We start from the raw sequence: 26,348 nt of genomic DNA on the forward strand, positions 1-26,348 counted from the left end.
AGAAATTAGGAGAACAGTTATGTCAGCAAAAGAAGTGAAGTTTGGTGATTCAGCGCGTCATAGAATGGTAGCCGGTGTTAATATTTTAGCCGATGCGGTAAAAGTAACCTTAGGGCCAAAAGGCCGGAATGTGGTATTGGATCGTTCTTATGGTGCGCCAACCATTACTAAGGACGGTGTTTCGGTTGCTAAGGAAATTGAACTAAAAGATAAGTTTGAGAATATGGGCGCGCAGATGTTGAAAGAAGTAGCGAGTAAAACATCTGATGTAGCCGGTGATGGTACCACTACTGCAACGGTACTAGCTCAAGCTATCGTTAAAGAAGGTATGAAGTATGTTGCCGCAGGTATGAATCCAATGGATCTCAAACGTGGGATTGACAAAGCAGTGACTGCAGCCATTGGTGAGTTGAAAAAACTGTCAAAGCCATGTGCAACAGCCAAAGAAATTGCTCAAGTTGGCAGTATTTCTGCGAACTCTGATAATGAAATAGGCAAGATCATCGCTGATGCGATGGACAAAGTTGGCAAGGAAGGCGTAATCACTGTGGAAGATGGATCAGGACTACAAAATGAACTGGAAGTGGTCGAAGGTATGCAGTTTGATCGCGGCTATCTCTCCCCTTACTTTGTAAGTAGCGCAGAAAAACAAATTGCCTTGTTAGACAATCCTTTTATTTTATTGCATGACAAAAAGATCTCTAATATCCGTGAATTGTTGCCCATTTTGGAGCAAGTAGCCAAAGCAGGTAAACCATTATTGATTATCGCTGAAGATGTCGATGGCGAAGCACTGGCAACTTTAGTCGTGAACAACATTCGTGGCATTCTTAAAACTTGTGCCGTCAAAGCACCAGGTTTTGGTGACCGTCGTAAAGCCATGCTGGAAGACATTGCGATTCTGACAGGCGGTACAGTGATTGCTGAAGAAGTTGGTTTAACTTTAGAGAAAGCTACGTTGAATGATCTGGGGCAAGCCAAGCGTATCGAAGTTGGCAAAGAAAATACCACGATTATTGACGGTGCAGGCAATGCCGGTAATATTGAGGGTCGTGTTAAACAGATTCGTGCTCAGATAGATGAAGCTAGCAGCGATTATGATAAAGAGAAACTGCAGGAACGCGTAGCCAAGCTGGCTGGTGGTGTTGCACTTATTAAAGTTGGCGCTGCTACTGAAGTCGAAATGAAAGAGAAAAAAGCGCGGGTTGAAGATGCGTTACATGCAACGCGAGCAGCAGTCGAAGAAGGTGTTGTTCCTGGTGGTGGCGTGGCATTATTACGTGCCATTCCAACTGTGAAACAAACTAAAGGCGACAATCATGATCAGGATGCAGGTATTAAGATTGTTTTACGTGCTCTTGAAGAACCACTGCGTCAGATTGTAATCAATTGTGGTGATGAGCCATCTGTTGTTGTAAACAAAGTTGCTGAAGGTAAAGGTAATTTTGGCTACAATGCAGCAACAAGTGAGTATGGAGATCTGGTAGCGATGGGTGTTCTGGATCCAACAAAAGTTACGCGCTCCGCTCTGCAGAATGCGGCTTCAGTCGCAAGCTTAATGTTAACTACTGATGCAATGGTTGCGGAGCTGCCCAAAGAAGATACTGCAGCAGCTGGCGGTATGGGCGGCATGGGTGGCATGGGTGGCATGGGTGGCATGGGTGGCATGGATATGTAATATCGATATCTGTTCAGATTACTCGATAATTGATATAAAAAACAGACCCCAAGAAATATGGGGTCTGTTTTTTTGTCTTTATTGGAACAAATGGAAAATAGGGGCACTTATCAGGTGTTTTATTTTTTCTCTAATAGTGCCTTATCGTGATAAATTCCAATTATGAAAAAATTAGAAAGTTACTTAGCACCACAGAATCTTCTCAAAGATCGTGTAATTCTTATCACAGGTGCTGGGCAAGGTTTGGGACGTGCCGCGGCAATAGCCTATGCAAACCATGGCGCAACGGTAATCTTGCACGGGCGTAAAGTGGAAAAACTAGAGCGTGTTTATGATGAGATTGAAGCGGTAGGAAAAGCACAAGCGCTCATTTATCCGCTTAATCTAGAAAATGCACAGGACAAGGACTTTGTGGTGATAGCTCAAGCGATAGAGCAACAATTAGGGCGGTTGGATGGAATTTTGCATAATGCCGCATTTCTATATGGCTTGAGTCCGGCAGAAAATCAGACCGTTGAACAATGGCGAACATTATTGCATGTTAACTTGATTGTTCCTTTTGCCCTGACTAAGGCATGCTTACCTCTGCTAAAAGCTGCTCCTGATGCCAGTGTTATTATGACATCGAGTTCTCATGGACATAATCCATCAGCTTATTGGGGAGGGTTTACGGTTGCGAAAGCGGGTATTGAAGCGTTAGTGAAAGTTCAAGCTGATGAGTGGGAAATTGTGCCAAATTTGCGTATCAACGCCATTGTGCCTGGAGTTGTGAATTCGCCACAACGTGCCAAAACTCATCCAGGCGAGATTAAGCAAACAATGCGACAGCCTGAAGATTTAATGGCAACGTATTTGTATTTGATGGGATCAGATAGCAAAGGCGTGAGTGGCGAGATAGTATTTTGTCAGGGAAATGAATGATCTGGCTGCGGTTAGCGGGATTAAAAGGTATAATCACCAAGATTGTAAGATAAAAGAAAATGCGAAAGTGGCGGAATTGGTAGACGCACCAGATTTAGGTTCTGGCGCCGAGAGGTGTGGGGGTTCGAGTCCCCCCTTTCGCACCAAGTTGTTCAAGTATTACAGAACTACCTTATTCGTCAAATATCATAGAATTAAAATGGCGAATGGATAGCATTGCTGTGTTGAGAAATATTTAATCAGTCAGGAATCTTAATGGGATCAAACATAGAAAACCTCGGTGCATTGGAACGCCGTTTCGACATTACAATTTCTGTAGAAAAATTGCAGAGTGAAATTCAAAATCGCCTAAAACGATTGGCAAAAACTACCAAGTTACATGGTTTCCGTCCTGGAAAAGTCCCATTAAAAATGGTTACACAAATGTATGGCGCGCAAGTTCAACAAGACGTTCTGAATGATGCCATACATAAGGATTTCACAGATACCATCAAGGAATTGAATTTGCAGGTTGCTGGATACCCGAAATTTGAAGCGAAATCACTAGATAATAATGATGCACTTTATATATTTAGCGCAACATTTGAAGTTTATCCTGAAATAACTATCGGTGATCTAGACAAACAAAGCATACATCGACCTAATGTAAAAATAGAGGGCGCCGATATTGACAGAACTCTGGAGATGATCCGCAAACAACGCGTGACATATGAGCCGGTTACTCGCACAGCAAAAAAAGGGGATCGGGTTAAGATAGACTATCATGGCGCAATAGATGGTGTTGATTTTGAAGGGGGAAAGGCCAAAGATATTCAGTTGATAATTGGAGACGGGAAATTTCTTAAGGATTTCGAAGCTGCGCTTATTGGTATGAAAATAGGTAATAATAAATCATTTGATGTTGTTTTTCCGGAAGACTATCATGGCAAAAGCGTTGCTGGAAAAACTGCCGCCTTTGAAGTGAAATTAAATGAGCTGGAAGAGCCTATACTACCGAATGTGGATACTGATTTTGCTAAGTTATTAGGTATCCCCGATGGGGATATTAAAAAATTGCATGAAGGAATTCAACAGGATCTGGAGCGTGAAGTTTCTAAACGAGTCAGATCAAAAATTAAAGAACAAATTATGCAATCATTATTGGATACCACACAGATTGCCGCTCCCCGCGTTTTAATTAATCAAGAAATAGAACGGCTAATGCAAAATGCAAAGAGTAATCTTGAAGCACGCGGAATGAAGACTGAAGAAATATCTCTTGCACCAGATTTTTTTAAAGAAAAGGCAGAATATCGAGTTAAATTGGGTCTAATTCTCTCAGAACTCGTAAAAGTGCATGCGTTGAAAGCTACGCGTGAACAGGTTAGAAATATAATAGAAGATGCGGCACAAAGTTACGAGAACCCGGAACAAGTCATTAAATGGCATTATGCTTCTTCAGAACGTTTACAAGAAGCTGAGTCATTAGCGTTAGAAGAAAATGTAGTAAATTGGGCGCTCAATAAAATAAATTTAATAGATAAAACTGTAACATTTGATGAGTTAATGGGGATATCCAGAAATGACGCGACTACTTGATAATATGTCAAATACAGAGCCTATGAATCTGGGTTTGATTCCTATGGTGATAGAGACGAGCGGACGCGGTGAACGTGCCTATGATATTTATTCGCGCTTATTAAAGGAGAGAGTTGTATTTTTGGTCGGTCCTGTTACAGAAGCAAGTGCGAATCTAGTTGTTGCACAATTTCTATTTCTAGAATCCGAGAATTCAGAAAAAGATATCCATTTTTATATTAATTCACCCGGCGGCATTGTATCTGCAGGTTTGGCTATCTATGACACAATGCAATATATTAAGCCAGATGTGAGTACTTTATGCATTGGGCAAGCAGCAAGTATGGGAGCGTTATTACTAACTGCAGGAGCAAAAGGAAAACGTTACTGTTTACCAAATTCGCGCGTAATGATTCATCAGCCACTGGGCGGGTTTCAAGGACAAGCTTCCGATATTGAGATACATGCACGTGAGATCTTGTATCTTAAAGCTCGATTAAACGAAATCATGGCAAAGCATACGGGGCATCCAGTATCCGATGTAGAAAAAGATACGGATCGGGATAATTTCATGAGTGCAACTGAATCAGTAAATTATGGCTTAGTTGATGCAGTACTGGCGCATAGAGAAGAAAGTGCAAATTAAAGTGAAATACTTGAACAATTTTTTTAATCACGGGTATTTAAACTCGGTTACTGTGGGATAAAAATATGCCAGACAAAGCTAGTAGCGAGAAACTTCTTTATTGTTCTTTTTGCGGCAAAAGTCAGCATGAAGTAAGAAAACTTATCGCAGGTCCCTCTGTATTTATTTGTGATGAATGTATTGATTTGTGTAATGACATCATTCGTGAAGAAATGCAAGGGGATGAGTCAACAAAACTGGTTAAGTCAAACTTACCTGTACCTCGAGAAATATGCCAGATACTTGATCAATATGTGATTGGGCAAGAATCAGCAAAAAAGATATTATCTGTGGCAGTCTACAATCATTATAAGCGCCTGAGAAACGTAGCAAAATCGGATGATGCAGATGATATTGAGCTTTCAAAAAGTAATATTCTGCTCGTTGGTCCGACTGGATCAGGTAAAACATTACTCGCACAAACTTTAGCTCGGTTATTGGATGTACCTTTTATTATGGCAGACGCCACAGCTTTAACAGAAGCAGGTTATGTCGGTGAAGATGTTGAAAATATTATTCAGAAATTACTTCAAAAATGTAATTATGATGCTGAAAAAGCACAACGAGGCATTGTATACATTGATGAAATTGATAAGATTTCACGTAAATCAGATAACCCCTCAATTACACGTGATGTTTCAGGTGAAGGTGTTCAGCAAGCACTATTAAAATTAATTGAGGGCACCATTGCTATGGTTCCTCCTCAGGGGGGACGAAAGCATCCTAATCAAGAATTTATTCAAGTGGATACCACCAATATTCTGTTTATTTGTGGTGGTGCATTTGACGGTCTTGATAAAGTGATTAGAGCGCGCACAGAAAAAAGTGGAATTGGTTTTGGTGTCGATGTAAAAAATCATAATAGGAAGGACATAAATAAGGTTCTTCAACAAATAGAACCAGAAGATTTAGTTAAATTTGGCCTAATACCTGAATTTGTAGGGCGTTTACCAGTTGTCGCAACGTTAGAGGAGCTCAATGAAGCAGCATTAATTCAAATCCTAACAGAACCTAAAAATGCTCTCGTAAAACAATACTGGAAAATGTTTAATATGGAGGGAGGTGTCGATCTGGAATTTCGAGAACCAGCCCTCAAAGCAATAGCAAAAAGAGCTTTGACGCGTAAAACAGGTGCGCGCGGCTTGCGTTCAATTCTGGAAGAAATTCTATTGGATATTATGTACGATCTTCCTTCGTTAGAAAACATTTCCAAAGTAGTCATTGATCATAATTCAACCAATGATGATATTAAGCCAATACTAATTTACTCAGATCAGCCAAAAATCGCCAAGCGTTCTAAATAATTCAATTGATTAAGAAGTAGCAATCTATTAGTACCAATAAGAATAAATGTGCATATGTATTTTCTATTTTGATTATTTTCGCCTGGATTTGAAGTGGTACTGTCTTGATTTTTCTTATTGATGTGCATACCTTATTAACAAGTTGTAAATTTTATAGATGAGTAGATATGACCTCTTTAGATGATAGTTCTGAACATTTGATTCTGCCGCTTCTACCGTTACGTGATGTGGTTGTTTTTCCTCATATGGTTATTCCGCTGTTTGTGGGAAGACAGAAATCTATTAAAGCGCTTGAGCTTGCAATGGAATCGAATAAAAACATTCTACTTGCCGCTCAGAAAGTAGCATCTAAAGATGACCCCGCACCTGGGGATCTTTATGATGTATGTAGCGTCGCTAGCTTATTACAAATGCTAAAACTACCTGACGGAACTGTTAAGGTATTGGTGGAAGGCAATTATCGTGCTCGTATTCTGGAATTAATTGATTCTGAAACCCACTTCTCGGGTAGGGCATTGCAAGTGCCATCGGATGTCGAGAGTAACTCTGAAGCAGAGGCAATGCGACGTGCTATCCTAACCCAGTTTGATCAATACGTAAAACTCAACAAGAAGATTCCACCCGAAATAATTACCTCATTGAGTGGTATAGATGATGCTGGACGTCTAGCAGATACTATTGCCGCCTACTTACCATTAAAGCTTGAACAAAAACAAGAAGTACTAGAAATTTTTGAGGTATCCAAGCGTTTAGAGCATTTGTTAAGCTTATTGGAAACTGAGTTAGATATACTGCAAGTTGAAAAGCGTATTCGCGGCAGAGTTAAGCGTCAGATGGAAAAGAGTCAGCGCGATTATTACCTTAATGAGCAAGTTAAAGCCATTCAAAAAGAATTGGGTGAAGGTGAGGATGGTGCAGATCTAGAAGAAATTGAGAAAAAGATCAGGTCTGCTCAAATGCCTAAAGAAGCGCACACTAAAGCTGAATCAGAGTTAAAAAAACTTCGTTTAATGTCTCCCATGTCCGCAGAAGCAACAGTGGTACGTAATTATATTGATGCACTCGTGGCTTTGCCATGGAAAAAGAAGAGCAAAATTAATCATGATTTAAAAGCAGCCGAAGCGACGCTTGAAAAAGATCATTATGGTTTGGAGAAAGTTAAAGAGCGAATTGTTGAGTATTTGGCAGTACAACAACGTGTCAATAAAATGAAAGCCCCGATTCTTTGCCTCGTTGGCCCTCCTGGTGTTGGAAAAACTTCGCTAGGTCAGTCAATTGCACATGCCACAAATAGGAAATTTGTACGCATGTCACTCGGTGGCGTTCGAGATGAGGCTGAGATTCGCGGACATCGCAGAACTTATATCGGCTCAATGCCAGGTAAGATCCTACATAACATGAGTAAAGTAAGTGTTAAGAACCCACTTTTTTTACTTGACGAGGTAGATAAGATGGGTATGGATTTCCGTGGAGACCCATCTTCTGCTTTGCTAGAAGTGCTTGATCCAGAGCAGAATAATACATTCGTGGATCATTATATTGAGGTGGAATATGATTTATCCGACGTCATGTTCGTGGCAACTGCAAATACTCTGAATATTGCTCCGGCGTTGCTTGATCGTATGGAAGTCATCCAATTATCGGGATATACAGAAGACGAGAAGTTGAATATAGCCACGCGCTATTTATTAACTAAGCAGATGCAGAATCATGGCCTCAAGGAAAATGAGTTAACTATTTCAAATTCTGCTTTACAGGACATCGCTCGCTATTATACGAGAGAGGCTGGTGTACGGGCAATGGAACGAGAAATCTCCAAGATCTGCCGGAAAGCTGTAAAGGCAATGTTACTTAAGAAAGGAAAAAATAGAATAGTTGTTACATCACGTAACCTAGACAAGTTTTTAGGAGTAAGACGCTATACATATGGCGTTGCTGAAGAAAAAAACCAAGTTGGGCAAGTAACCGGCCTAGCTTGGACAGAAGTGGGTGGCGAGTTATTGACTATTGAAGCCGTTGTATTGCCTGGAAAGGGAAAAACTATTACTACCGGGAAACTGGGTGAAGTGATGCAAGAATCTATACAGGCCGCTCTTTCTGTAGTTCGAGGTCGCTCTCATTTATTAGGTATACCCGAAGATTTCTATCAAAAAAATGATATCCATATACACCTCCCAGAGGGCGCCACGCCCAAAGATGGTCCGAGCGCAGGCATCGGTATATGTGTCGCAATGGTATCTGTTCTAACAAATATCGCTGTGAGAGCAGATATAGCAATGACAGGCGAGATTACCTTAAGAGGCGAAGTACTTCCGATAGGTGGTTTAAAGGAAAAACTACTAGCTGCACACCGCGGCGGCATTAAAGGAGTAATTATTCCCGATAAGAATATTAAAGATTTAACTGATATTCCTTTAAATGTGAGAAACCAGCTAACCATATACCCCGTTAAATGGATAGATCAGGTACTTGATCTAGCACTGGAGCATAAACCAGAATTACTTTCCGTTCCGATTACTCAGCAATCATCATCTATGCAACCCAATACTGAGGATAAACTAATAGAAAGTGTAATTAAGCACTAAAAACTGTTGATCCTTGATTGATTCTCCATTAAAGATACCTTTAATGGAGAATCAGGGGTATTAAAGGCTCGTAGTCTTTTTAGATGTAGTAATCAAGTGAACCGCACTTAATTTCATACATTTACCACTTTTCCTTATCTAGATTACTCTGTTGACAATATAGTCCGCCCATTTAGATCTTGAGCTGATCTCGCATTATTGGTATAAAACCCTTTTAGTTGTTCCAGTTGCGCTGCTGATATTGTGATAGTCTTTGATAAAAGAAACCACTGCACCCCTTCACTACATGGTGGGGTAGTTAAAGAGCCCGCAAAAGTATAAAAATCCAGATTTTCAGGATCAAGTGTAGCAGGAAGCAAAAGCGCCGGATTGATTTGTATGCCAGTATCCGGATTCTGTCCGCCTGCTTCATGAGGAGTATTATCCAGAATCGTTTGGAATATTGGATTTTCATCCCCAACATCAATAGCGGTAGCAAGCACTATTATTCTTCCATCATCATTGATATGAACAAAGTGTAGCTCGGCTGGAAATGCTTTACCGCCGACGACATGCTCACTGGGCTCATGAAAATGAAACTGAATTAATGGGAAAGATTCTTCTCCAACTTTCAACTCACCTGCATAATTAAGTGAGGTATTTACTTGTACACCATGACCACCATTAAAAAAGACCGGCGTATCAGTACCATACAAGGCTTGCAATCTATTTAGTGTCTTCGTGTTGCTTATTGTTGCCGCAGCAAGATCAACCGGGGATTGGCGCTTGCCTATGCCGCATTCACCGTAAGGATACTTCAGAGGTACATCCTGAGATGTATCCTCAATTGCCCACCATGTTGGTTGTTCATCGTGACTCCAGTGCGGTGGAGCAGAAAAAGCGATGGTTGCAGAGCATGTAAAAATTGCGGAAGCCAAACTTCTCAATATTTTAGTTTTCATTAATTAAACTCCTATCTCAAGTAATTCTGAATTAACAAAGATGCTCTTTACAGTACTGAATCATCGGCGGTTTCTTTTTAGAATCGGGATCCTCCGTTGATTGAGCATCTCTCTTTTTCATTAATGAATCAGACTTCGAAGATTGTGGCGATTGACCTGTATCAGACGATGACTGTGTTTGTTGATTCGTATCAATCAATGATTTTGATTGATTACTTCCTGATTCGGCAAAACAAGAAACACTTAAACTCAGTGCAACAACCATAAAAAGTTTTATAAGCATGATTTTTCCTCATCTATAAAGAATTTTGATCACAATTTTACCGCATGCGTTATACACAATACCACGGCAAATGTTAATAAAATGTCAACGAAAACAACTACAAAGAACAATGTTATTATAGTTAAAACAAACAAGAATCAGTTCCTACACAGTCCAGATAAGCTGTATCCGATCAAATAATCTTCTCAAGGTACTCAATCGTTAATCCGGCAATTTTCGGTATGCCAATACCCAAATTCAGTGGATAAGCTTCGATTCTACCCGTACGCAAATAACCTCTACGTTCATAGAAGGCAATTAATTCGGTGCGTTGAGACACTACAAACATGACAAACTTTTGTACTCCCATATTTTTCTGTGCAAATGTTTCAGCTTGCTCAAGCACATGTTTGCCGAGTCCTTTTCCTTGTAAACTGGGATGAACCGAGAAAAAACCGATATACGCATGCGCCTGTTTTTTGGCGACATAAATACATGCCGCCAGTGCTTGCGGATAACTGACAACTAAAAAATGCGCATCGGATTTAGATAAGACAACTTCTATCTCCTGCCGGCTGGTTCTGTCACCTTGAATAATCTGGGTTTCCTTGGTCCAACCTGTTTCTCCGCGATAAGTCAGATTCACCAGATCTGATATCGCTTGCGCTTGGTCATACCCAGCTTTTTCAAGGTAACAATGGGAATAATCCATCAATCAATAACGCGGTACTCTTCTGGGTCGAGAAGCAGTCTTGCTCGTTAGAAGAGGCCCAATGCCGGGCTCTTGGTCAGCGCAACCAATACGATATAAATAAATACGCACTGTGCCGCAACCCAGGCAATAATTTTCGTTTGTCGAGTTTTCCCCAATCGCATGGCCATCATGCCAAGGACAATATAGAGCAGCAAGCCGATTACCTTGGCGGTTAACCAGGAATGTTCCAGTGGGCTTTGCTGAATGGTCATTGCCAGTGCCACAGCACTGATCAATAAAATGGTATCCACAACATGCGGCAGAATTCTTACCCAGCGCTGACGTAGATTTTTCGAATCCTGTAGCAGCCAGACGCCGCGCAGGAAGAATAACGTATAACTCACGATAACACTGCCGACATGAATCATTTTTAGCAACGCGTAGTCCATTATGATTCAATTCCCGGAATCACCCAGCCATGACTACCGGCTACCGCACCGGCAATGGTGATCAAGCTCAATATTAGTAACAGCAAGTGCTTACGTCGAATTTTGGTGAACGTTTCTGCGGAAACATTTTCCTGTATGGATCCGGCAGTTTGTCGGCGTCGTGCGCGCGGCTCCATGACAAATAACATCACGCTAAATAGCAGCCAGATCAGCACCATGGCATGCATCCACCAGTACTGCCATTGTGTGAAGCGCTGCCAGGCATCGAGTACATACACCATGTAAAAGCCCGTTACGCCCACAAATAATGTGGAAAAACGTGCCTGTGCAGCGAATCGTCGCCTGAATTGCGTAAAAAAAACCATCGCCTCAGTTGCCGATTGCATACGTGCCAAAGTAGGCAATAGTACTGTGGTGACCATTGCAACACCACCAATCCAAAGAATTACACCCAGCACATGTAATACTCTGGCAAACACAAACTCATCCATACGCCTTTTTATTACCTACAGAGAAATCGGAACCGGAATATATACTATATCTTCTTAAGACTCAATGAATGCGGCATATCCACAAAAACAAGTATTCAAGATAACAGTCAATTGTCTCAGCTATCCACCTTATCAGAAGTCCATTCTTCGGCTTCCTCGTAGTTACTGAATACCGACACATTTGCATTAACAAAAAGATTGAAAACCCAAGCCCCCCACGCTTGCCACTCGTCATCAGTAACCACAGCAACTCGATTAAAATCGCTACCGTGATCCCGCATGAATTTTATCTCCTCCCATGCAACATCAACGGTGTAATCCAGCATATCGCGCCAATCGAATAAAAGGTTTGCTTTGCCGTCAAAATGTGATTGATACAGCACCTGATGCTCAAATTCTTTATAGTCAGTCAACGTAAACTCACCAATCACTGCGACAATGATCAGATTGTTTTTCTTTTGGATAGTAATCATGATTCCACCTCAAATGATAACAAGCTCATCATAGGCAATTACAAGGGATGGTGCAAATTTTGCTTTCCGGTGAATCGCCATAAAATTACTTATGTGGAATGGTGACTGGTAGTTTAAAACTCAAAATACCGCTGAGCGATCCACCCAGAATAATCAATCCCACTCCCAGCCATGCAACTGGCGATAGTACTTCATTCCACAGCAATACACTCAAGAGACTCGCAAATAGCACAGTGCTATAGCCTAACGAAGTCACTAACAATGTCGCGCCTTGATGATATGCACGTGTCATAGCCAATTGCGCCAATGTTGCCGTCATGCCGGTACCCAGTAGCAACAACAAGCCAGTCCAAGTAATCGGACTGAATGTTGTAAACAACAACCACACACCGGTCAGCAGCGTACTGATCAAGGTAAAATAAAACACCACATGCCATTCCGATTCACCCAGGTTACCCAACTGCTTGACATTGATATACGCAATCGCTGCAAAAAAACCGGAAGCCATACCCATTAAACCAGCCATCCAATCATTTTCAGGCAATGTCGGACGCAACAGCAAAATGACTCCGATAAAACCAAGCAGAATAGTGCAAATTAATGGCCAGTGTATATGCTCTTTCAAAATCAGAGTAGAAAACAGCGCAGCAAAAAGCGGCCAGGTGTAATTCAGTGAAACAGCCGTGGCCAAAGGCAATTGCGTCAGACAATAAAAAAACATCAACAGACTGACCAAGCCAGTAATGCCACGCCAGCAATGCATCCGCCAATGCGGCGTGCGTACCGAGAGGCGATAGTAACGGATAATCAAATAGGTCATCCAAACGCCAAACAACGAACGGTAAAATACTAGTTCCGTACTGGAAAAATGAGCAGCACCCAACTTTACCAGCACACCCATGCAGGCAAACATAAAAGCAGCCACCAACATCCACAATGAACGCACTTGCTTAATCTTCCTAGAACACAGAAATTGCAGTTAACCGATAATCAAATATGCGGTCCGATTTCCCGTTGCAAAAATTGATGAAAACGTTCCATTCCAGCTTCCATCGGCATTTGATATGGCCCTGTTTCATTCAGATTTTGCTCATATAATGCACGCCTGCCGGCAGTCATCGACTTGCAAATTTCGTCATCTTCCAACGCGGTCTCCTTATAAGCAGCCTGTTCAGCTTCAACAAAATCGCGCTCAAATAATGCAATTTCTTCCGGATAATAAAACTCAACTACATTCGTACAACTTTCAACGCCTGTCGGCAATATCGTGCTGATTACCAATGTATGCGGATACCATTCCAGCATGATATTGGGATAATAAAGCAACCATATCGCCCCATACGGCGGCATTTCTCCTTCCGTTTGCTGTAGCACCTGTTTGTGCCATTTGGCATATACCGGACTGCCAGGTTTCTGTAACCGCGCACTATTGATAGCTACCGTCTGCACACTATACCAATCACCAAATTCCCATTCGAGTTTCTCGGTATCCACAAAATGACCTAAACCCGGATGAAATGGATCGACATGATAATCTTCCAGGTAAACCTCAATAAATGTTTTCCAGTTACAACCATAGTGCTCAATCTGCACACGATCCAATAGATAACCGGAAAAATCAAAATCCTTCAGCACGCTCAGTTTATCCATATCCTGTGAAACCTTGCGCTTGCCGCTAAACAACAAACCATTCCAGCTTTGCAATGGTGTCATGCCTAAATTCAAACAAGGGTTGCGATCAAAATGCGGCGCGCCCAACAATTTACCATTCAATGCATAAGTCCAACGATGAATGGGACACACAATACTTTTGGTGTTGCTTGTGCCTTTGCCTTTCAACAAAATTGCCTGTCGATGACGGCAAACATTGGAAAGTAGCTCAATACCCTGTTCATTCCGCACCAATACTTTGGCATTATTCATCCATTCTGGTACATAATAGTCCCCAACATTGGGCACCATGAGTTCATGTCCCACGTACCTCGATCCTTGATCAAACAGAATACGTTTTTCAACCTCAAGAATCTGCGGATCCAAGTACCAATCAACAGGAAGCTGTACTGACATCTCTGTCAGTTGTGAGATTTCAGCCATGTTAGACATATTGATACCCTATATTCTCCCAAATAAAAAATGAGCGGCGAAAATACACGAAAAGACCAAAATTTAAAACCCATTTGAGCAAGTTAAGACGAAAAAACGATTGCATGGCTATAATAGCAATGTTGATAGTAAAATATCAGTATTCATCTACTAACTTATCATGCGTACAAAGAATGCAAATTGTACAAGATTGAATTATTTAATTAATCAAAAAGAGAGCATCTTAATGAAATCCACACACCAGTTGAGAAAAAATTCATGGGCATATCTATTACCCACTGTATTAATTGTCGGTTTAACCGCCTGTGATAGTGGTGACGACAAAGCAGCAGCAACGTCGTCCTCCGCATCATCAACAACGAATAGAACCATGCCTACCGGCCCAGCTACTGGTATTTTAGTCGATTCCGCCGTTTCCGGCGTATCCTATGCCGCTACTTCCGGCAAATCCGGCATAACCGATGGCGTAGGTCAATTTAATTTTAACCACGGTGACAAAATTGAATTTAAACTGGGCGGTTTGACACTGGGCAATGTCCAGGGTTCACAGATTGTGACACCGATTGAGTTAGCCGGCGATAGTGACAATAAATTGCAAAATCTGCTGGTTCTGCTGCAATCTCTGGATTCGGATAGCAACCTTTCAAACGGCATTTCCATTTCGAGTGAAACGGCCGCAGCCATCAAGGGATCCATTAATTTGGAAAGCAATCCGGAAACATTTGCCGATTCCGCTGATTTAAAAAGTATCATGGCGGCCGGCGGTATTGATGGCGAAGCCAGAACTCCCGAAGAGGCTCGCACACACTTTCTTTCGCAAGGTGTTGCTCTCCTCAGCGCCCAGATCTGGGTCAGTTATACCAACCAAACAGCCAGCGTGCTGCGAGTTGCTGCTGACAGCAGCGGTGAATACCTGCAAGGCGACGCCAGAACGGATGATTCCTGCGATGAGAACCGAGTTTGTGGTGGCAAAACCATCTTTCAATCCGGCGTTGAATATGGCGTCGCTAAAGCTGATGACTTTGATAATCGCGGATTTAAGCTGACTAGCACACCTTCTGTAGATACCAATTTAAAAGCCGGTTTCTCACATCCAGGGCCAACCCGACGCGTTCGCACCGATGGTTTTGAGTTGATCAACTCCGATATCGTCATTGTGCAAAGAGCACGTGCAGAAACCAGTGTGTTTGGTGAACTTTTCCATATCGCAAAACCGATCCAATTGAGCGATGAAAATGAAGTTGTAGAAAAAGAAATCAAAGAAACACGCTATTCAAAAATTGATAACGATGCGAACGGTATCGTAGGCGCTTGGGCTTATGACAGCGAAGCCATCAAAACACAAACTTTAGTTTTTTTCCCCAATGGCAAATTTTTGATGATTGATCCGACCGGTGCGACACAACGTGAAGATCAGGCGAAATGCGGAAAACCCGGTATCGAGTTTGCTTCCTACAACTACGACAAGGGTGCCAGTAGACTCAACTTATCGAGCTTTACCTACAACACCAACGGATGTGCCGGTTTTTCTGATTTAGACAACAACACCCCAACCGGCTTTTCGATCAACCCTGACGGAAACAGCGCCAAGCTGGACAAGAAAGGCGAAGAATCCGTCACGGTTTATCGGGTTTCCAAATAAATCGGATTGTCAACAAACCATTGAAAAACGTTTAATCCTAATGTCAGTTACTCGCCGGAATGCATCAGATTCCCGGTGAGTAACCCGTCTCAAGCAGCATCCAATTGAATTAACTCGTCTTTACACTACTTATGCCGATCATCCGTGTCGCACTTAATGTTCCAGTCGACACAGTATTTGATTATCTATCAGATGACGCAACCCAGCACGATATCGGTTTGCGTGCCTGCGTACCTTTTGGAAGAAAACGAGTTACCGGCGTCATTATCGCTATTAGTACAAAAACCCAAGTTCCTATTGAGAAACTGAAGCCCGCGCACGGCATTTTTCGAGAAATAGAACCGCTACCCATCGTGCTTATGGATTTATTTCATTTTTGCAGTCAGTATTATCATCATCCGCTCGGTATGGTGATCATGAACAGCTTGCCCGCCAAACTACGCAACAACAAATCGGCAAAACTGAAAGAATCCTCGAACAACCACCAATTCTGCCTTTCCGACATGGGAAAACAGGTTGATTTGTCCAGTATTCCTGCGCGTAACCGAATCGCTCGCCGCTTGCTTACCGAACTTCAGCAAACAACCGTATTAACCAGTCTCCAAGCCAAACAAATCTCACCGCGCACCATCAAATATTTACAAGAATGGATGCGCTTGGGATGGGTGATAGCATCGCCTGTTCAAACCGTTGCGGCAACAAAGACTGTAGCACCTCCCGTACTGACACCCGAGCAAGAAATTGCTGTAAATGCCATCACTACTGACAGCCAGCAATTCATCACTTGGTTACTACACGGCGTTACCGGTAGCGGCAAGACCGAAGTTTATCTCAGAGTCATTCAATCTGTGCTGGCACAACACCGACAGGCGCTGATACTCATACCTGAAATCAGCTTAACACCACAACTGGAAGCGGTTTTTCGCGCACGCTTCCCCACCATTCCTCTCGCCAATCTGCATAGCGGGCTCAACGATACGGAGCGCTTGTCAGGTTGGCTGCAAGCACAACAGGGTAAGGCTAAGATCATACTGGGAACACGCTTGGCAGTTTTTACTCCACTACCAAACCTCGGATTGATCATCGTCGATGAAGAACAAGACAGTTCCTTCAAACAACAAGATGGATTACGATATTCCGCACGCGATCTGGCTATCTTTCGTGCCAAACAAATGAATATTCCAGTGGTATTGGGTTCCGCCACCCCATCATTGGAAAGCTATTACAATGCACTCACCGGCCGTTATCGGCATGTACGATTGCTTTCTCGCGCCGTACAGAATGCTGCTCTCCCCCTCATTCAATGCATTGACACCCGCATCAATAAGACTCAGGAAGGCCTATCGGAACCACTCATCCAAGCATTGGATCAGTGTCTGAAAGAGCAACATCAAAGTCTTGTTTTTATCAACCGGCGTGGCTATGCACCAGTGCTGTTGTGTAAATCCTGTGGATGGACAGCAATCTGCCAACGATGTTCCAGCCGCTTAGTGGTCCATTTGCGTGATAAGAAATTATGCTGTCACCATTGCGGCCATCAGGAACACTTTCCGCGTGCCTGTCTGCAATGCGGGAATCAGGATATTGCCCCGTTCGGGCAAGGCACTCAGCGCATAGAAGAAACATTGACAATGCATTTTCCAACCGCACGGATTTTGCGCATCGATCGCGACAGTATTCGCCGCAAAAACGCCTGGCAAGACATTCTGCAAGCAATCCATACGCAACAAGTTGATATCCTGATCGGCACGCAATTGCTGGCCAAAGGACATGATTTTCCTAATCTATCATTGGTGGGAATCTTGCATGCCGATACTTCGCTGTACAGCACCGATTTTCGCGCCAGTGAACGCTTATTTGCACAGCTGATGCAAGTCGCAGGACGCGCAGGACGCGCCAATGTCGCCGGTCACGTGCTGATTCAGACTGAATTTCCCGATCACCCACTGTATCAGGCTTTGCAGCGGCACGATTATGATGCATTGGCACAAACCCTATTGGCTGAAAGAAAAATGGCCGGATTCCCGCCTTATGTTTATCAAGCACTATTGCGCGCTGAAGCCCATGATATTAAAACGGTACTGGATTTTCTTAGCCAAGCCGAAAATCTTGCCAACCCACCTGAATCAGTAGAGATATTCGATCCGGTACCGGCACAAATGCTCCGCTTAAAAGGTTTGGAGCGTGCGCACTTACTGGTACAATCAGCGTCACGCAAGCAATTGCAGGAATTTCTTGCGCAATGGAATATACAAATTAACACCTTGCCTACGCATAAAATTCGTTGGATATTGGATGTGGATCCACTTGAATTTTGATCCAAATCAGCACGCATTCCCTGCAATTAACCCAGAATTAGACTATAACAATTATCAGGAAGGAGTCTCTAATGCTAGAAAAACATGACTTACACCATGAATTCCCGGAATATCATGACCGGATCCACGAATTAAAGGGCAGCAATCATCATTTCGCGCGCCTGTTTGAGGAATATCATGATATCAATCGCGAGATCCTTAGAATTGAAGAAGGCGTTGAAAACACCACTGACGAATATCTGGAAGAATTAAAAAAGAAACGCCTTGCGCATAAAGATAAGCTGTATGAAATAATTACCAATTCATAAGGTAACCGCCTTCTTTTTCAGAAGGCAGGAATAGCGTTCCTTCGGTTATTCCGAAAAGAATTCACGAGCCTTATCCATCCATGATTTAGCCCGAGGGCTGTGACGAGGGCCATCTTCCAGGCTAATTGCCTCAAGTTCTTCTAAGAGTTCTTTTTGACGCGCCGTCAGTTTGACCGGAGTTTCCACAATCACATGGCAAAGCAGATCGCCTTTGTCATGACTACGTACGCCTTTGATGCCTTTATTGCGCAAACGAAAAATCTTTCCTGTCTGCGTTTCCGCTGGCACCTTAATTTTTGCATGCCCTTCCAGAGTAGGCACTTCAATTTCCCCACCTAATGCGGCGGCACTAAAACTAATCGGTATTTCACAATGTAAATGATCACCCTCACGGCGAAAAACCGAGTGTGCCGATAAATGAATCACTACATATAAATCGCCAGGCGGGCCACCATTCGAGCCAGCTTCGCCTTCACCCGAAACACGAATACGGTCGCCATCATCAACACCCACTGGAATTTTTACATTCAATGTCTTATGTTGTTTTACACGCCCTACACCATGACAAGTTGTGCACGGACTCGCAATAATTTTGCCGTTGCCTTGACACTTGGGACATGTTTGCTGGATAGAGAAAAATCCCTGCTGCATTCTGACCTGTCCATGGCCGTTACAGGTAGAGCAGGTTTTAGGTGATGTGCCCGGCTTAGCGCCGTCACCATGACAGGTTTCACATTTTTCCATGGTAGGAATACGGATTTTCGTTTCTGTTCCATGTGCTGCCTGCTCCAAGGAAATTTCCAGGTTATAGCGTAAATCAGAACCTCGATGCATATTCGAGCGCCCGCCACGGCCGCCAAAAATATCACCAAAAATATCGCTAAAGGCATCACTGAATCCCTGCGCACCACCACCTGCGGCATTAGCGTCAACACCCGCATGACCGAACTGATCGTAAGCTGCGCGCTTATTAGCGTCCGTCAATATCTCATAAGCTTCTTTGGCTTCTTTAAACATTTCTTCTGATTTAACATCACCGGCATTACGATCAGGGTGATGTTTCATTGCCAACTTGCGATAGGCTTTCTTGATGGTATTTTCGTCGACACCACGGCTGACACCGAGTACTTCATAGTAATCGCGCTTACTCATATTGATTTCCTGCTACTGGAATAAAAATTAAACACCAAAACGCAGAGTGCGCAGAAAAGATATCAGAATCTTCTCTTACGCCTCTGCGTTTGATTTCTCTACCAAAATCTATTTCTTATTTTTCACTTCTTCAAACTCAGCATCAACTACCTCACCTTCTACCGGTTTTTCATGTTGACCGGATGAAGATCCAGCACCGGGTTGTGCTTGTTGATCCGGCTGATCTTTTTGTTGATACATTTTCTCAGCCAGTTTATGTGCGGCTTCAGTCAATGCCTGAGTCTTGGCATCGATATCTTCTTTTTTATCGGTTTTAAGCACTTCCTCTGCATCTTTCAATGCAGCCTCAATCTTGGATCTTTCCTCACCACTCAGTTCATCACCATGCTCTTTCAGGGATTTCTTAACAGAATGGATCATGGCATCGCACTGATTGCGGCTGGAAATCAATTCCAATGCTTTATGATCTTCCTCGGCATGCGCTTCTGCATCTTTTACCATACGTTCAACTTCATCATCCGACAAACCGGAACTTGCTTGGATTTTGATTTTGTTTTCCTTGCCGGTCGCTTTGTCTTTCGCTGATACATGCAGAATACCGTTGGCATCGATATCAAACGTCACTTCGATTTGCGGCATGCCACGTGGTGCCGGTGGAATATCGCTCAAGTTAAATTGCCCCAGACTTTTATTTCCCGACGCCATTTCACGTTCACCCTGTAACACGTGAATGGTCACCGCGGTCTGATTCTCTTCTGCGGTGGAAAATACCTGCTGTGCTTTGGTCGGAATGGTAGTATTTTTCTGGATGAGTTTGGTCATCACACCGCCAAGTGTCTCGATACCCAAAGACAAAGGTGTCACATCCAATAGTAAAACATCCTTGACATCACCCTGCAACACACCACCTTGAATAGCCGCACCGACAGCAACCGCTTCATCGGGATTCACATCCTTACGCGGCTCTTTACCGAATATTTCCTTAACCTTATCCTGCACTTTAGGCATGCGTGTCTGCCCGCCGACCAGAATCACATCATCAATATCAGAAGCGGATAAACCGGCATCTTTAATTGCAGTACGGCAAGGCCCAACCGTACGTTCAATCAGTTCTTCAACCAGACTTTCCAACTTGGCGCGGGTTATCTTGACAGCCAAGTGTTTAGGGCCGGATGCATCGGCAGTGATATACGGCAAATTGACTTCCGTTTGTTGACTGGATGACAATTCAATTTTTGTCTTTTCTGCAGCATCCTTTAAGCGCTGCAATGCCAGCATATCTTTCTTCAGATCAATACCGGTTTCTTTCTTGAATTCATCAACCAGATATTCAATCACGCGCGAATCAAAATCTTCACCACCGAGGAAAGTATCGCCATTAGTTGCCAATACTTCAAACTGATGCTCGCCCTCAATTTCGGCAATTTCAATAATGGAAATATCAAAAGTACCACCACCCAGATCATATACTGCTATTTTCCGGTCGCCTTCTTTTTTATCCATCCCAAAAGCTAATGCGGCTGCCGTTGGTTCATTGATAATGCGTTTTACTTCCAGACCTGCAATTCGTCCGGCGTCTTTGGTTGCCTGACGTTGCGAGTCATTGAAGTAAGCGGGTACGGTAATGACGGCCTCAGTGACTGGCTCACCCAAGTAATCTTCAGCGGTTTTCTTCATTTTCATCAACACTTGCGCTGAAACTTCCGGTGGTGCGATTTTCTTGCCGCGCACTTCCACCCATGCATCATTATTGTCTGCTCTGACAATGCTGTAAGGCACCATCTTGATATCTTTTTGCACCATTTCTTCGTCAAAACGGCGTCCGATTAAGCGCTTCACTGCGAATAACGTATTTTTTGGATTAGTAATCGCTTGCCGCTTGGCTGAGGCACCTACTAACACTTCATTATCTTCGGTATAAGCAACAATAGATGGGGTTGTGCGTGTACCTTCCGAGTTTTCAATGACTTTGGGTTTGCCGCTTTCCATAACGGCTACACAAGAGTTCGTGGTACCCAAATCGATACCTATGATTTTTGCCATATTTGGATCCTTTTAAAGATTAATTCTGTCTATCAACTGATCTGAAGTGGAGATGCTTGAAAAAAATTCAAGTACTTTGTGCTTTTGAAACCGATACAAGTGCAGGGCGAATCACGCGATCATGCAATTTGTAGCCTTTTTGCATAACCTGAACCACCGTATTAGGAGATAGTTCCGAATCAACAATGCACATTGCCTGGTGTTGATGAGGATCGAATTTTTCTCCTTTGGGGTCAATCGCCTTGATGTTGAATTTATCAAGCACATTAATCAGCTGTTTTTGCGTTAACTCCATACCATTCTTGAAATTCTCCAAACTTGCATTTTCAACTGCCAGCGCTGCTTCCAGGCTATCCATTACGGTCAGCAATTCAGTAGAAAAATTCTCAATGGCATATTTATGCGCATTCGCGACATCGGTTTGAGCGCGTTTACGAATATTCTCCGTTTCAGCCTTAGCTCGTATCCAGGCATCATGATGTTCGGCTGCTTTGATTTCAGCTTCTTTCAGTAAGTGCTCAAGATTAGGCGATGACGGATCTTTTTTTTGCTCAGTTTGAATAGTGGCATCATCGGTTATGCCGGGTATTTTGTTTTCCTCGGCAGCATACGGAATTTCTGCCTGATTTGATTCTGGATTATTTGAATTTTCTGAACTCTGCATCGTACCTCCTAATAATTATCTTGGCGATATGGTGGTCGCCTATCTGAATTTCAAGCATTTAACAGAAATTTATTTATGCTTGTTTAAATTTAAAAATCCAGGCATTAAATCAACAAATTATTCTATGGAGTCTTTTGCCCTTCGATTCTTTGAGCCAAAACGCTTGCTTTGCCAATATAATTACGGGGAGTCATCATCAACAACCGATTTTTTTCTGCGCCAGGAATCGTCAAGCCAGCAATAAACTGATGCAATGTTTCCTTGGTAATTCCCTCTTTGCCACGTGTCAGCGCCTTCAGTTGTTCATAAGGATTAGCCACGCCATAACGCCTCATCACGGTTTGAATCGGTTCGGCCAGGACTTCCCAGGCATTATCCAGATCACCCAGCAATTGAGCAGGGTTGGCATCCAATTTATTTAATCCTTTCATACAAGAATCATAAGCCAGCAAAGTATGCCCTAACGCAACACCCATATTGCGTAACACCGTGGAATCGGTCAAATCCCGTTGCCAGCGCGATATTGGTAATTTCTCGCTCAAATGACGCAATAATGCATTGGCAATACCTAGATTACCCTCTGAATTCTCAAAATCGATGGGGTTCACCTTATGCGGCATGGTTGAAGAGCCCACCTCATCCGCTTTGGTTTTTTGCTTGAAATAACCCAATGAAATATATCCCCAGATATCACGATTCAGATCCAACAAGATAGTGTTAATTCTTGCATACGCATCAAATAATTCTGCAATGGTGTCGTGAGGCTCAATCTGAGTCGTATAGGGATTAAACTGCAGACCTAATTTTTCAACAAACTGTTGTGCAAATTTTTCCCAATCCAGATCTGGATAAGCGGATAAGTGTGCGTTGTAATTGCCGACAGCGCCATTAATTTTGCCCAATATGTCGATTGCTGCCAACTGTTTTTTGCTGCGCTGCAGGCGATAAACCACATTGGCAATCTCTTTGCCTAATGTCGTCGGCGTTGCCGGCTGACCATGTGTGCGCGCAAGCATCGGCGCATCCGCCAATTGCTGTGCCAATTCGATCAATCGGAGAATAATCTTATCGAGCGCGGGTAGCATCACTTGTTCCAGACTGGCTCTCAACATGAGGCCATGGGACAGATTATTGATGTCTTCAGAAGTGCAGGCAAAATGAATGAATTCGGCCGCTCTGGTAATTTCAGCGTTACTCGCTAACACTTGCTTTAGCCAATATTCAACAGCCTTCACATCATGATTCGTGGTGGCTTCAATGGCCTTAATCGCTTCCGCGTCGGCAACTGAAAAATTAACCACCAAACTATCAAGCTGAGTATTGGTTGCCGTTGAAAAATCTGGAATTTCAATAACTCCGGGTTCACTACTCAATGCTTTAAGCCATGCCACTTCAACTTGAACACGATAGCGAATCAGTGCAAATTCACTAAAATAAAGCCGCAACGGCTCGACCTTAGTGTGATAGCGACCATCCAACGGAGATAATGCGGTAATAGCAGGAAAATTCATGGTATTCATATTTTTTTGGAGACCACATTTTAACATGCTGTCTGCATATTAATTGCGTCAAATGATCCTTCCAAAAATACAATAAAAAACCCTCCTCTGCTTAAAACCATGGAAGGTATAAAGTGAAGACTGGCTTATCTTGGAATAAATCCGATCTGATATTTCCCAAAAATATCGAGATATCATTTATCTCATATCAATGGGAATCAATAAAGGGAAATAGTAAGTATGCCTACTATTCAATCTGTAACAAAACGAAAGTAGTGCTTATATCAAAACTCAAACTAAAACAATATATTTTTGTTCTTACGCCCATCAGAAATACTCTGCGGCTTGTCATTTGACAACATTGTTGCTCCAGGAAATAGTTTGTTATGTATTTCTTGCAAAGTATAAATTTCCTGTAATGCTGCCAATGGAAATCCTTCCCTGCTTCTATCTTTGTCAACAACGAGTAATTTGTTGATATACAAATGAATTTCTTTATAACCCCAGTGCAATTCGATCCTCTCAGCGATTTTCTGATAATTCGTATCCAGCAGCGACTCCCGGTCACCTAGATAAGCCTTAAATTCCTTAATTGAGTTTTTTAATGACATATATTTACTCCTCTCGCTCATTTCAACTAAATTCGATTGACATCTATCTATATTAGAAAAACAATTTGATTGTCCATGGCTATTCCTGGATTACGGATTTGTTTTTATAAAATTCAACAAATTTCAACTCAAGATTTATGGCGCTTAATCTTATGTCGCGATGGAAATCGCGATCAGGTATTTTCATTAAGAAATACCGTAATATGAAGCACGCTATTCCTTACTAAAGGCCTCGCCACACCCAAAACTGAATTTCGTTTTAGCGAATGTCGTGTTAATCTTTACCTCGTATCGCTCAAATTTTTCTATTTTTAAACCTGCTATTTCTGAAATCCAATCACACCCATAGATTTACTATGAACAAGAATAAAAAAATAAAAGTATTATTTGTCTGTATGGGCAACATTTGCCGGTCGCCCACCGCCGATGCAGTATTCAGACATTTTGTCAAAGCAGCCGGCGTTGATCACAGCATTGAAGTGGATTCCGCCGGTACACATGCTTACCACATTGGCGATCCACCGGATCACCGCGCTCAGAACACAGCATTACAGCGTGGATATAAAATGCACGATTTGCGTGCTCGCGCAGTACAGTCCAGCGATTTCGAAGAATTTGACTATATTCTTGCGATGGATAAGGAAAATCTTACATTACTGCAACAGCGCAGCCCTCAGCAGCATATCAACAAGATTCAATTATTCATGCAATATGGAAAAAATGCTGATGCGCATGTTGAAGTGCCTGACCCTTACTTCGGCGGGCATCAAGGTTTTGAACTGGTGCTGGATATGGTTGAAGAAGCCAGCCAAGGTTTGCTGACGCATCTGCAATCTCAAAATAATAAAGGATAAATTGCAATGAAAACAAGAGCCGCTGTTGCCTGGAAAGCCGGCCAACCATTAGCGATCGAACAGGTCGATCTGGAAGGCCCGAAGTCTGGTGAAGTATTGGTCGAAATCAAAGCCACCGGCATTTGCCATACCGATTATTACACGCTTTCTGGCACCGATCCGGAAGGTTTGTTTCCTGCCATTTTGGGACATGAAGGTGCCGGTGTAGTAGTTGATGTCGGTCCTAACGTTAAATCGTTGCGTAAGGGCGATCATGTCATTCCGCTCTACACACCGGAGTGCCGTGAATGCAAATTCTGTTTATCCAAAAAAACCAATCTGTGCCAGGCCATCCGCACCACACAAGGCAAAGGCCTGATGCCAGATAGCACGTCGCGCTTCTCCATCGATGGGAAACCGCTATTTCATTATATGGGCACATCGACCTTCGCAAATTACACTGTGGTGCCGGAAATTGCGTTGGCGAAAATTCGCGAAGACGCGCCTTTTGACAAAGTCTGCTATATCGGCTGTGGCGTGACCACAGGCCTCGGTGCTGTCATTTATACTGCCAAAGTTGAAGCAGGCAGCAACGTCGCAGTTTTCGGTCTGGGTGGAATCGGTTTGAATGTCATCCAAGGTGCCAGAATGGTTGGTGCTGACAAAATCATCGGCATTGATGTCAATCCGCAACGCGAAGCCATGGCACGCAAATTCGGCATGACGCATTTCATCAACCCGAACGATGTTCCGAACATTGTGGATGCCGTGGTACAACTGACCGATGGCGGCGCTGATTACAGCTTTGAATGCATCGGCAATACCAAAGTCATGCGGCAAGCGCTGGAATGTACGCATAAAGGCTGGGGGCGCAGCATCATTATCGGCGTCGCTGAAGCCGGTGCGGAAATCAGCACACGCCCCTTTCAGCTGGTTACCGGTAGAAAATGGGAAGGCTCCGCTTTCGGCGGCGCACGCGGCCGCACCGATGTGCCTAAAATTGTCGATTGGTATATGGAAGGAAAAATCGATATCGATTCGCTCATCACGCACACATTGTCGCTGGACAACATCAATGACGGCTTTCAGTTGATGAAAACCGGCGAATCGATTCGCTCCGTGGTGATTTACTGAC

At 43.0% G+C, this 26,348-nt stretch carries 24 protein-coding genes and 1 tRNA gene; 12 read left to right on the forward strand and 13 right to left on the reverse strand.

Annotation, left to right across the window (positions count from 1 at the left end):
- The first annotated feature begins 19 nt into the window (after positions 1 to 19).
- The 7 genes from groL to lon all read left to right on the forward strand — a co-directional run bounded on the left by groL (position 20) and on the right by lon (position 8,730).
- Positions 20 to 1,678, forward strand: coding sequence for a chaperonin GroEL (groL, locus tag C8R34_RS00985; protein WP_110336951.1), 1,659 nt, complete (start codon positions 20 to 22; stop codon positions 1,676 to 1,678).
- A gap of 162 nt (positions 1,679 to 1,840) precedes the next feature.
- Complete coding sequence (locus tag C8R34_RS00990; RefSeq protein WP_110336953.1) at positions 1,841 to 2,599, forward strand: YciK family oxidoreductase; 759 nt, start codon at positions 1,841 to 1,843, stop codon at positions 2,597 to 2,599.
- 61 nt (positions 2,600 to 2,660) lie between these two features.
- Positions 2,661 to 2,745: transfer RNA gene (locus C8R34_RS00995), tRNA-Leu, on the forward strand.
- Positions 2,746 to 2,854: 109 nt separating this feature from the next.
- Positions 2,855 to 4,177, forward strand: a complete 1,323-nt coding sequence (gene tig, locus C8R34_RS01000) for a trigger factor (protein ID WP_110336955.1) — start codon at positions 2,855 to 2,857, stop codon at positions 4,175 to 4,177.
- Positions 4,161 to 4,802, forward strand: coding sequence for an ATP-dependent Clp endopeptidase proteolytic subunit ClpP (gene clpP / locus C8R34_RS01005; RefSeq protein WP_110336957.1), 642 nt, complete (start codon positions 4,161 to 4,163; stop codon positions 4,800 to 4,802). The genes tig and clpP overlap by 17 nt, the downstream gene beginning before the upstream one ends.
- Before the next feature lie 65 nt (positions 4,803 to 4,867).
- The gene (gene clpX, locus C8R34_RS01010) at positions 4,868 to 6,145 is read left to right on the forward strand and encodes an ATP-dependent Clp protease ATP-binding subunit ClpX (protein ID WP_110336959.1); all 1,278 of its coding nucleotides are present in this window, start codon (positions 4,868 to 4,870) and stop codon (positions 6,143 to 6,145) included.
- Between the two features lie 167 nt (positions 6,146 to 6,312).
- Positions 6,313 to 8,730: an endopeptidase La gene (gene lon / locus C8R34_RS01015; RefSeq protein ID WP_110336961.1), complete on the forward strand. Its 2,418-nt coding sequence runs from the start codon at positions 6,313 to 6,315 to the stop codon at positions 8,728 to 8,730.
- A 143-nt stretch (positions 8,731 to 8,873) separates the two neighbouring features.
- On the opposite strand, the gene C8R34_RS01020 is transcribed toward lon, so the two are convergent.
- From C8R34_RS01020 to C8R34_RS01055, 8 genes are all read right to left on the reverse strand, one after another.
- Positions 8,874 to 9,671, reverse strand: a complete 798-nt coding sequence (locus C8R34_RS01020) for a carbonic anhydrase (protein ID WP_110336963.1) — start codon at positions 9,669 to 9,671, stop codon at positions 8,874 to 8,876.
- A 31-nt stretch (positions 9,672 to 9,702) separates the two neighbouring features.
- The gene (locus tag C8R34_RS01025) at positions 9,703 to 9,954 is read right to left on the reverse strand and encodes a hypothetical protein (RefSeq protein ID WP_110336965.1); all 252 of its coding nucleotides are present in this window, start codon (positions 9,952 to 9,954) and stop codon (positions 9,703 to 9,705) included.
- A 172-nt stretch (positions 9,955 to 10,126) separates the two neighbouring features.
- A complete protein-coding gene (locus tag C8R34_RS01030) occupies positions 10,127 to 10,645 on the reverse strand; it encodes a GNAT family N-acetyltransferase (RefSeq protein ID WP_110336967.1) in 519 nt (172 codons plus the stop codon).
- Between the two features lie 47 nt (positions 10,646 to 10,692).
- Positions 10,693 to 11,076, reverse strand: coding sequence for a SirB2 family protein (locus C8R34_RS01035; RefSeq protein ID WP_110336969.1), 384 nt, complete (start codon positions 11,074 to 11,076; stop codon positions 10,693 to 10,695).
- The gene (locus C8R34_RS01040; protein ID WP_258364293.1) at positions 11,076 to 11,555 is read right to left on the reverse strand and encodes a hypothetical protein; all 480 of its coding nucleotides are present in this window, start codon (positions 11,553 to 11,555) and stop codon (positions 11,076 to 11,078) included. The genes C8R34_RS01035 and C8R34_RS01040 overlap by 1 nt, the downstream gene beginning before the upstream one ends.
- A 128-nt stretch (positions 11,556 to 11,683) precedes the next feature.
- Positions 11,684 to 12,040 (reverse strand): STAS/SEC14 domain-containing protein, encoded by a 357-nt coding sequence (locus C8R34_RS01045; RefSeq protein WP_110336973.1) that lies wholly within the window; start codon positions 12,038 to 12,040, stop codon positions 11,684 to 11,686.
- An 85-nt stretch (positions 12,041 to 12,125) separates the two neighbouring features.
- Positions 12,126 to 12,971 carry a DMT family transporter gene (locus C8R34_RS01050; protein WP_110336975.1) on the reverse strand — a complete coding sequence of 282 codons (846 nt, stop codon included), beginning with the start codon at positions 12,969 to 12,971 and terminating at the stop codon, positions 12,126 to 12,128.
- 59 nt (positions 12,972 to 13,030) lie between these two features.
- Entirely contained in the window at positions 13,031 to 14,143 is a 1,113-nt protein-coding gene (locus C8R34_RS01055) for an aromatic ring-hydroxylating dioxygenase subunit alpha (protein WP_110336977.1), read from the reverse strand.
- 226 nt (positions 14,144 to 14,369) lie between these two features.
- On the opposite strand from C8R34_RS01055, the gene C8R34_RS01060 reads away from it, so the two are divergent.
- From C8R34_RS01060 to C8R34_RS01070, 3 genes are all read left to right on the forward strand, one after another.
- The gene (locus C8R34_RS01060; protein WP_110337138.1) at positions 14,370 to 15,785 is read left to right on the forward strand and encodes an adhesin; all 1,416 of its coding nucleotides are present in this window, start codon (positions 14,370 to 14,372) and stop codon (positions 15,783 to 15,785) included.
- A 131-nt stretch (positions 15,786 to 15,916) separates the two neighbouring features.
- Positions 15,917 to 18,103, forward strand: a complete 2,187-nt coding sequence (locus tag C8R34_RS01065) for a primosomal protein N' (protein WP_110336979.1) — start codon at positions 15,917 to 15,919, stop codon at positions 18,101 to 18,103.
- 71 nt (positions 18,104 to 18,174) lie between these two features.
- Positions 18,175 to 18,411, forward strand: a complete 237-nt coding sequence (locus C8R34_RS01070; protein WP_110336981.1) for a YdcH family protein — start codon at positions 18,175 to 18,177, stop codon at positions 18,409 to 18,411.
- Positions 18,412 to 18,456: 45 nt separating this feature from the next.
- Here the strand turns inward: C8R34_RS01070 and dnaJ are convergent, their stop codons facing one another.
- The 5 genes from dnaJ to C8R34_RS01095 form a co-directional block, all read right to left on the reverse strand.
- Positions 18,457 to 19,563 carry a molecular chaperone DnaJ gene (gene dnaJ, locus C8R34_RS01075; RefSeq protein WP_110336983.1) on the reverse strand — a complete coding sequence of 369 codons (1,107 nt, stop codon included), beginning with the start codon at positions 19,561 to 19,563 and terminating at the stop codon, positions 18,457 to 18,459.
- A gap of 108 nt (positions 19,564 to 19,671) precedes the next feature.
- Positions 19,672 to 21,606 carry a molecular chaperone DnaK gene (gene dnaK, locus C8R34_RS01080; protein ID WP_110336985.1) on the reverse strand — a complete coding sequence of 645 codons (1,935 nt, stop codon included), beginning with the start codon at positions 21,604 to 21,606 and terminating at the stop codon, positions 19,672 to 19,674.
- A gap of 67 nt (positions 21,607 to 21,673) precedes the next feature.
- Positions 21,674 to 22,270 (reverse strand): nucleotide exchange factor GrpE, encoded by a 597-nt coding sequence (gene grpE, locus C8R34_RS01085; RefSeq protein WP_110336987.1) that lies wholly within the window; start codon positions 22,268 to 22,270, stop codon positions 21,674 to 21,676.
- 122 nt (positions 22,271 to 22,392) lie between these two features.
- Positions 22,393 to 23,781 carry an adenylosuccinate lyase gene (gene purB / locus C8R34_RS01090; protein ID WP_110337140.1) on the reverse strand — a complete coding sequence of 463 codons (1,389 nt, stop codon included), beginning with the start codon at positions 23,779 to 23,781 and terminating at the stop codon, positions 22,393 to 22,395.
- A gap of 284 nt (positions 23,782 to 24,065) precedes the next feature.
- A complete protein-coding gene (locus C8R34_RS01095) occupies positions 24,066 to 24,380 on the reverse strand; it encodes a hypothetical protein (protein ID WP_258364294.1) in 315 nt (104 codons plus the stop codon).
- A 356-nt stretch (positions 24,381 to 24,736) separates the two neighbouring features.
- Between C8R34_RS01095 and C8R34_RS01100 the strand changes: the two genes are divergently transcribed.
- Together C8R34_RS01100 and C8R34_RS01105 are read left to right on the forward strand one after the other, a co-directional pair.
- Complete coding sequence (locus C8R34_RS01100) at positions 24,737 to 25,234, forward strand: low molecular weight protein-tyrosine-phosphatase (protein WP_110336989.1); 498 nt, start codon at positions 24,737 to 24,739, stop codon at positions 25,232 to 25,234.
- A gap of 6 nt (positions 25,235 to 25,240) precedes the next feature.
- Complete coding sequence (locus tag C8R34_RS01105) at positions 25,241 to 26,347, forward strand: S-(hydroxymethyl)glutathione dehydrogenase/class III alcohol dehydrogenase (protein ID WP_110336991.1); 1,107 nt, start codon at positions 25,241 to 25,243, stop codon at positions 26,345 to 26,347.
- Position 26,348: the final 1 nt, after the last annotated feature.

The sequence above is a fragment of the Nitrosomonas sp. Nm84 genome, assembly GCF_003201565.1.
Classification (GTDB): Bacteria; Pseudomonadota; Gammaproteobacteria; order Burkholderiales; family Nitrosomonadaceae; genus Nitrosomonas.